A 2,116-nucleotide genomic window follows, 5' to 3' on the forward strand; every position below is an offset into this window, starting at 1 on the left:
GTCCGCGCCGGGGGAGCGGGACGCCGTCGGCGACGGCGAGCGCGCGCAGCACCTCCGGCAGCACGTCGCCCAGCACCACGGGCTCGCCCGCCGCCCCGGCCGTCACCTCCCCCGCCCCGCCTCGCTCCACCACCGTCGTCGCCGTTCCGCTCATCCCGGTCACCCCAGTCCCGTGGGCGCGGTGTCCACGTGCCGGGCATCGTCGCACCGGGGTCTGACAACGCGGTGACGGGACGGAGACGGCCGGGCGAGGCCCCGGCCTCAGCGCCGTTCCAGCGCGCCCCGGACGTACGCGGCCTGGCCCGCGTGCTGGAGGCAGTCCGAGAGGACGCTCACGAGCCGGACGCCGAGCGTGACCGGGGGCGACCAGTTCTCGTCGACCACGCGGTCGAAGTCCCCGTCGGAGAGCCCGGAGACGTACGCGAGGGTGCGGGCGTGCACCGCGTCGAAGTAGCCCAGCAGATCCCCCGGACCGCTCACCCGCACCCGGCCCACCTCCGCCGCGCTCATCCCGTACCCGGTCGCCTCGTCGGGGAAGGGGAGGCCGAGGCGCTCCGCCCACCCGGCCCCCGTCCACACCTGCTCCTCGCCCGCCGCGTCCGCGACGTGGTCGTCCTGCACCCGGCTCAGGTGCCACACGAGCCAGGCGATCGAGTTCGCCTCCGGGTCGAGCCGTTCCCCGAGCCGCTCGCCGCGTAGGCCCTCGGCCGCCGCGTGCACCTCCTCCGAGATCCGCCCGAACCCCTCGGCGAGCAGTTCCGCACCACGCATCGCGCACACCACCTCTCGTCGGCACCGGTCCCGGACGCCCCCGGACCGCCTCCTCCACCATGCCGCCTGCCCCTCGCCCCCGCACCCGAACCGACGCGGTGCGCAGCCCGGCTCCTCGGCGCCGCTATTTAGTAGCCATGGACATCATGTCTATGTACGCTATCGGTATGAGCAAGTCCGCGCCGGAGCCCACGCCCGGCTATCTCGTGTGGCGGCTCGCCAACAAGTGGCGGGTGGCGGTCGACCGGGCGGTGGCCCCGCTGGGGCTGACCCACGCCCAGTACGTCGTGCTCGCCTCCCTGCACGGCATGGGGCGGTCCGGGGAGCGGCCCAGTCAGCGCCGGCTCGCCGACCACATCGGACTGGAGGCGCTCTACGTCTCGAAGCTGGCGCGCGCCCTGGAGTCGGCCGGTCTCCTCGCGCGCACCCGCGACCCGCACGACCCGCGCGCCGTCCAACTGGCCCTCACCGAGGAGGGCGGGGAGGTCGCACGCCGCGCCATCGACCTCGTCCGGGACCTGCACGAGCAACTTTTGGCCCCGCTCGGCGGCCCCGGCTCCGCGCGGACGCTCGCCCTCACAAACGAGCTGACCACCCTGCTCCGCACACCCCTCGCTCCACCCGTACCGGACGACCAGGCAACCAGAGGAGCACCCCATGACCACCGCGACGCCCGCCGTCAGCCCTCGTGACCTCGCTCTCGCCCACTACGCCGCCCGCGCCGTCCTGGAGCAGATCCTCGCCCGGCACGGCGTCACCTTCGCCCGGCAGATCGCCCTGCGCGCCGCCGCGACGGCCGAAGCGCCGCACACCCCTGACGGCCTCGTCGCCGAGGTGCGGGGCTTCCTCAAGACCGATCCGGCGGCCGTCCGCGCCGACCTCGACGCGCTCCTCGCCGCGGGACTGCTCGCGACGGACGGAGCCCACCTCCGCCCCACCGGCGCGGGCCGCGACCTCCTCGCCACCACAGCGGCGGAGGTCGCCCCCTTCACGGCCCGTGTCTGGGCCGGAATTCCCGCCGACGACCTGGCCGCCGCGGGGCGCGTCCTCGCGCAGGTCACCGCGCGCGCCAACGCGGAACTCGCGGCCCTGATGCCCTGATGCCGTGGCAGTCCGGTGGGCGCGGCGAGCTGAGGCACCCACCGCCCGAAGCCGCGCTTCCTGCGGCGCGGGATGCCGCGGGAGGACGTGGCGGGCGTGTGCGACCGGGGCGGCCCCTCACCCCGGGCCGACCCGGTCGCGTCCCCGCTGTCCGCGCGTTGCGGACCGCGCCCCGGGTCCCGCAAGCGACAAGGTGCGTCGTTCCCCGCCGTTCCCCGCATGAACGGCTGCCGGGCATCCCAGG

At 75.7% G+C, this 2,116-nt stretch carries 3 protein-coding genes; 2 read left to right on the forward strand and 1 reads right to left on the reverse strand.

The features are described from left to right. Positions 1-261 precede the first annotated feature (261 nt). The gene (locus SSBG_RS27615; RefSeq protein ID WP_008749339.1) at positions 262-771 is read right to left on the reverse strand and encodes a mycothiol transferase; all 510 of its coding nucleotides are present in this window, start codon (positions 769-771) and stop codon (positions 262-264) included. 167 nt (positions 772-938) lie between these two features. Here SSBG_RS27615 and SSBG_RS27620 point away from each other — a divergent pair, with 167 nt between their 5' ends. Continuing rightward, on the forward strand, positions 939-1,463 hold the full coding sequence (locus SSBG_RS27620) for a MarR family winged helix-turn-helix transcriptional regulator (RefSeq protein ID WP_008749340.1): 525 nt from the start codon (positions 939-941) through the stop codon (positions 1,461-1,463). Continuing rightward, the gene (locus SSBG_RS27625) at positions 1,429-1,872 is read left to right on the forward strand and encodes a hypothetical protein (RefSeq protein ID WP_008749341.1); all 444 of its coding nucleotides are present in this window, start codon (positions 1,429-1,431) and stop codon (positions 1,870-1,872) included. The genes SSBG_RS27620 and SSBG_RS27625 overlap by 35 nt, the downstream gene beginning before the upstream one ends. The last annotated feature ends 244 nt before the right edge of the window (positions 1,873-2,116 follow it).

The organism is Streptomyces sp. SPB074 (assembly GCF_000154905.1).
Taxonomy (GTDB): domain Bacteria; phylum Actinomycetota; class Actinomycetes; order Streptomycetales; family Streptomycetaceae; genus Streptomyces.

Excerpts from the sequence above, each read along its gene's own strand:
- SSBG_RS27615 (WP_008749339.1), bottom strand. The coding sequence starts at position 771 with ATGCGTGGTGCGGAACTGCTCGCCGAGGGGTTCGGGCGGATCTCGGAG.
- SSBG_RS27620 (WP_008749340.1), top strand. The coding sequence starts at position 939 with ATGAGCAAGTCCGCGCCGGAGCCCACGCCCGGCTATCTCGTGTGGCGG.
- SSBG_RS27625 (WP_008749341.1), top strand. The coding sequence starts at position 1,429 with ATGACCACCGCGACGCCCGCCGTCAGCCCTCGTGACCTCGCTCTCGCC.